This window comes from uncultured Cetobacterium sp. (assembly GCF_947038635.1).
Taxonomy (GTDB): domain Bacteria; phylum Fusobacteriota; class Fusobacteriia; order Fusobacteriales; family Fusobacteriaceae; genus Cetobacterium_A.
Genome location: NZ_CAMQXC010000133.1, coordinates 1 through 5,697, shown reverse-complemented (window position 1 = coordinate 5,697; position 5,697 = coordinate 1). Strand labels below are relative to the sequence as shown.

Here is a 5,697-nt window from a genome sequence, read left to right as displayed (position 1 = left end):
AAATAATAGTTGAAAAAAATAGAACAGTGTGTTAGTATTGAAATAGGAAAAGTATTAAAAAACAAAATAAATAAAACTTGTATAATAGTTGAAATAAGGTCAACGAGTCTCTACCTGCTACCGTAAATTGGCAGACTACAAGGATGAATTTTGAATGTATGTTTTTTTGATATATTTTAAATTTAATCTTGTAGGAAATTACTGTTGTAATTTCCTTTTTTTATAGACTTTTTTTGTTGACCCAAAAAATAAAGGGGAGTCAATCAAGTGTTAATAATAACGAGAAAACATAAAAAAGAAAAGATAAAAAATAAAAAAACTAATAAATGGAATAAGTGTGTAAAAACGCAGATTATTAAAAAGGGATAGTTGTAACCTTTTTAGTAATGTGCGTTTTTTATTTTTAACTTTAGGGAGGATAAAGAGTGAAAATAGGTGTAATAATGGGAAGTAAATCTGATTTACCAACTATGAATGAATGTGTAGATATTTTAAAAGATTTTGGAGTTGAATATGAGATAAAAATAGTTTCAGCACATAGAACTCCTAATTTAATGTTTGACTATGCGAAAGAAGCTAAAAAAAGAGGGTTAGAAGTTATAGTAGCGGGAGCGGGAGGAGCAGCACATTTACCAGGGATGGTTGCTAGTTTAACTGACTTACCAGTTATTGGAGTACCTATTGAAAGTAAGATTTTAAAAGGAATAGATTCACTTTTATCAATTGTTCAAATGCCTGAAGGTGTTCCTGTGGCAACTGTAGCAATAGGAGGAGCTAAAAATGCGGCATTATTAGCTATAAAGATATTAGCTTTAAAGAATGAAAAGTTAGCAGAAAAAATTGTTGAATATAGAGAAAATATGGAAAGGATGATTTTAGATGAAAAAATCTAGAAGAATTGGAATTTTAGGTGGTGGACAACTAGCTAAGATGTTGTGTGACTCAGGAAAAAAATTAAACTGTGAAACGATAATTTTAGATCCTAATCCAGATTCATGTGGAAGGTTTAGTGCTGACAAGCATATTAAAGCTGAATACAATAATAAAGAGAGTTTAAAAAAGTTATGTGAAATTACTGATGTGATAACATATGAGTTTGAAAATGTACCAAGTGAAATAATAGAGTACTTAAAAGAAAATAGTGGAAATATTCCTCAAGGAAAAAGACCATTATATTTAAGTCAACATAGAGTTAGAGAAAAAGAAGCGGTAAAAGAGATTGGAGTTAAAACTGCAAAATTTAAAGGTGTTAAAAATTTAGAGGAGTTAAAGAAAGCTATTGACGAAATTGGATATCCATCTATTTTAAAAACTTGTTCAGGAGGATATGATGGAAAGGGCCAGTGGAAGTTATTAGAAGAAAAAGATTTAAAAAGTATTAATCTGAATGAAAATATAGAGTATATTTTAGAAGAGATGATTAAATTTGATAAAGAAGTTTCATGCTTAGTTGTTAGAGGAATAAATGAAGACATAGTAAGCTTTCCAATTGGAGAAAATATCCATAAAAATGGAATTTTAAATAAAACTATAGTTCCTGCAAGAGTATCGAAAGATATTTTAGAAGAAGTGGAAAGAACATCTCAGGAGATTATAAAGAGATTAAACATATATGGTCCATTAGGAATAGAATTTTTCATTAAAGAGAATGAAATATATTTCAATGAAATGGCACCAAGGCCTCATAATAGTGCTCATTATACAATGGATGCGTGTAATTATTCTCAGTTTGATATCCATTTAATGGGGATTTTAGGTGAAAAATTACCTGAAATAAAACTTTTAACACAAGTAGTAATGCTAAATATAATGGGTGAAGATCAAGAGAAATTAAAAAAAATTAAAAAAGAGGACAATACTAACGTTCACATATATGGAAAGTCAGAGTGGAAAAAGGATAGAAAAATGGGCCATATAAACTATTGTGGTGAAAATCTAGAAGAGCTAATTTCAAAAGCTGATTCATTTTAGGGAGGAATAATGAATAAAAGAGTATTTGTTAAGAAAAAGGATGGATTTCAAGTAGAGAGTTTAGGACTAAAGAGTGAGCTTTTAGAAAATTTAAAAGAGGATAGAATAAGTAAAATAGATTTATATAATGTATATGATATTTTTAACTGTACAGAGGAGGATTTAAATCTTTTAAAAAATAAAGTTTTATCTGAACCAGTGACAGATGATGTTTATGAAGAAGTTGATTTAGATGGAAAAAAATATTTAGCAATGGAATTTTTGCCAGGACAATATGATCAAAGAGCTGATTCTGCAGAGCAATGCTTAATGTTATTAAATAATAAAGCTGGTGTTCAGATAAAAAGTGGTAAGCTTTTAATTTTTCATGGAGAGATAAGAAGTTTTGATAAAATAAAAGATTATTTGATAAATCCTATAGAAACTAGAGAAAAAAATTTAAATATTTTAATATTAGAAGAGAATGTTGATATAGAACCCGTACCAACTTATGTAGGATTTATAAATAAAAGCTTAGAAGAATTAGAAAAATTTTTATCAGAACATGGATTAGCTATGAGTCTTGAAGACCTAAAACATATTCAAAATTATTTTAAAGACGAAGAAAAAAGAGATCCAAAAGAAACTGAGATAAAAGTTTTAGATACTTATTGGTCTGATCATTGTAGACATACAACATTTGAAACGTATTTAAAAAATATAAAAATTGAATGTGGAGATTTAACAAAAAATATTCAAGATGCTTTTGAAAAATATATAGATATGAGAATAAAATTAGGTAGAGAAGATAAACCTTTAACTTTAATGGATATGGCAACAATTGGTGGAAGATATATAAAGTCAATGGGAAAATTAGATGATTTAGAGGAATCAGAAGAGATAAATGCATGTAGTATTGAGATAGAAGTAGATGTTGATGGAGAATTAGAAAAATGGTTATTGATGTTTAAAAATGAAACTCATAATCATCCAACAGAGATTGAACCATTTGGAGGAGCAAGTACTTGTGTAGGAGGAGCAATAAGGGATCCACTATCAGGAAGAGCATACGTTTATCAAGCTATGAGAGTTACAGGAGCAGGAGATATAACTGAAAGCATAGAGGAAACATTAGCAAATAAATTACCACAAGAAAAAATATCTAAAGGAGCAGCTCATGGATATTCTTCATATGGAAATCAGATAGGGTTAACAACAACTTTCGTAAAAGAAATTTATCATAATGGGTATAAAGCTAAGAGAATGGAAGTTGGGGCAGTTGTTGGAGCAGTAAAAAAAGAATATGTAAGAAGAGAAAGCCCTGTTCCAGGTGATATAGTAATTTTACTTGGAGGAAAAACAGGGAGAGACGGTGTAGGAGGAGCAACTGGATCATCTAAAGAACATAATGAAACGTCATTAACTAAATGTTCATCAGAGGTTCAAAAAGGAAATGCACCAGTAGAGAGAAGAATTCAAAGGTTATTTAGAAATCCAGAAGTAACAAAGCTTATAAAAAAATCAAATGATTTTGGAGCAGGTGGAGTTAGTGTTGCTATTGGAGAGATTGCAAGAGGAGTAGAAATAAATTTAGATACAGTACCAGTTAAATACTTAGGGCTTAATGGAACTGAATTAGCTATATCAGAGTCTCAAGAAAGAATGGCTGTAGTAGTAGAAGCAAAAGATGTAGAAAAATTTCAAAAGTTAGTTAAAGAAGAAAACTTAGAGTCCGCATTGGTAGCTGTAATAACAGAAGAAGAAAGATTAGTAATAAAATATAAAAATGAAACACTTGTGGATATTTCAAGAGATTTCTTAGATACAAATGGTGTTAGACAAATTCAAGATGTAACAGTTGTATCTTCAGAAAAAGAAAATCCATTTTTAGAAAACCAAGTAACGAATATAAAAGAAAAAGTAGAAAAAATTTTACAAGATATGAATGTAGCTTCTCAAAGAGGAATGGTTGAGATGTTTGATGCTTCAATAGGAAGAAGTACAGTACTGATGCCATATGGAGGAAAGTATCAATTAACTGAGTCAGAGGGAAGTGTTCAAAAGCTTCCAACAGATAAATTTACAAATACTTGTTCAATAATGACTTATGGTTATAACCCACTAATATCAGAATACTCTCCATATTTAGGAGCTCAGTATGCAGTAATAGAATCTTTAGCAAAAATTGTTGCATTAGGTGGAAGTTATAAAAAAGTAAGATTATCTTTTCAAGAATATTTTGAAAAATTAGGAAAAGATTCAACAAGATGGGGAAAACCTTTTGCTGCATTATTAGGAGGAGTTGAAGCACAACTTGAGTTCGAAACTCCAGCTATAGGTGGAAAAGATAGTATGAGTGGAACTTTTAAAGATTTAGACGTACCTCCAACTTTGATATCTTTTGCAGTAACAACAGAGAGAGTGAAAAATATAATATCATCTGAGTTTAAAGAAGCAGGAAATAAAATATATTTAATAAAAAGTGAACGACTTTCTGGAGATTTACCAAATTATAAGAGATTAAAAGAAAATTTTGAGCTACTAGAAAATTCAATAAAATCAAAAGAGGTAATATCAGCATCAACAATAAAGTTTGGTGGAATAGCGGAAGCTGTTATAAAGATGTCTTTTGGAAATAAAATTGGAGCTAAAATTGAAACAAAAGAAAATCTATTTAATTTAATGCCAGGAGATATGGTAGTAGAATCAGTTAAAGAATTAGATTATGGAATTCTTTTGGGAACAACAATTGATGAAAAAACAATTGAATTAAATAGAGAAAAGTTTGAAATAGAATCTTTAATAAATATATGGGAAAAGAGATACAGTAAAATATATCCATACACAGCAGAAACAACTGGAGAAGTAATTGAAAAAGAGTATATTACTAAAAGAGAGTTTAAAGCTAAAAAACTTTATGATAAACCAAAAGTTTTAGTAACGGTTTTTCCAGGTACAAATTGTGAATATGATACTAAAAAAGCTTTTGAAAGAGCTGGGGCGGAAGTTGAAATATATGTGTTTAACAATTTAGGTGTTGAAGAGATAAAAGAGAGTATAGATACCTTATCTGAAAAAATAAAATCAGCTCAAATATTTATGATTCCTGGAGGTTTTAGTGCAGGGGATGAGCCAGATGGTTCTGGAAAGTTTATAGCAAATATTTTACAAAATAAAAAAATAAAAGAGAGCATGAAAAAATTCTTAGAAAATGATGGATTGGTGTTAGGAATATGTAATGGATTCCAAGCTCTTATAAAATCAGGGTTATTACCTTATGGAGATGTGGATAGTGTAACTAAAGACTCACCGACATTATTTAGAAATGATATAAACAGACATGTATCAAGAGTAGTTAGTACAAAAATTGTTTCAAACAATTCTCCATGGATGAGCTCATTTACTGTAGGAGAAACTCATAATATACCAATGTCTCATGGAGAGGGGAAATTTGTAGTAAGTGAGGAGTTTGCAAATAAATTATTTGAAAATGGACAAGTAATAACACAATATTGTGATGAAAATAATCAAGTGACAATGGATAAAAATTATAATTTAAATGGATCAACATACGCAATAGAAGGGATAGTTTCTAAATGTGGAAAAATATTAGGAAAGATGGGACACTCAGAAAGATATGAGGATGGACTATTAAAAAATATAGATGGAAATAAGATGCAAGATATTTTTACTAATGTGAGGAGTTTGCAAATAAATTATTTGAAAATGGACAAGTAATAACACAAT

General features: G+C 29.4%; 3 protein-coding genes and 1 riboswitch. All 3 genes read left to right on the top strand.

Features of this window, described 5'->3' with window-relative positions; translation table 11 throughout:
- Positions 1 to 57: 57 nt before the first annotated feature.
- Positions 58 to 158: riboswitch (purine riboswitch) on the top strand.
- A 267-nt stretch (positions 159 to 425) separates the two neighbouring features.
- From purE to Q0V08_RS10245, 3 genes are read left to right on the top strand one after another with little or no spacing between them, the layout of a single operon-like run.
- On the top strand, positions 426 to 893 hold the full coding sequence (gene purE, locus Q0V08_RS10255; RefSeq protein WP_297434488.1) for a 5-(carboxyamino)imidazole ribonucleotide mutase: 468 nt from the start codon (positions 426 to 428) through the stop codon (positions 891 to 893).
- Positions 880 to 1,971, top strand: a complete 1,092-nt coding sequence (purK, locus tag Q0V08_RS10250; RefSeq protein WP_297434486.1) for a 5-(carboxyamino)imidazole ribonucleotide synthase — start codon at positions 880 to 882, stop codon at positions 1,969 to 1,971. The genes purE and purK overlap by 14 nt, the downstream gene beginning before the upstream one ends.
- A 9-nt stretch (positions 1,972 to 1,980) precedes the next feature.
- Entirely contained in the window at positions 1,981 to 5,688 is a 3,708-nt protein-coding gene (locus Q0V08_RS10245; protein WP_297434484.1) for a phosphoribosylformylglycinamidine synthase, read from the top strand.
- The last annotated feature ends 9 nt before the right edge of the window (positions 5,689 to 5,697 follow it).

What these genes read in the sequence shown, in the direction of transcription:
- purK (WP_297434486.1), top strand. Translation starts at nt 880, where the DNA reads ATGAAAAAATCTAGAAGAATTGGAATTTTAGGTGGTGGACAACTAGCT.
- Q0V08_RS10245 (WP_297434484.1), top strand. Translation starts at nt 1,981, where the DNA reads ATGAATAAAAGAGTATTTGTTAAGAAAAAGGATGGATTTCAAGTAGAG.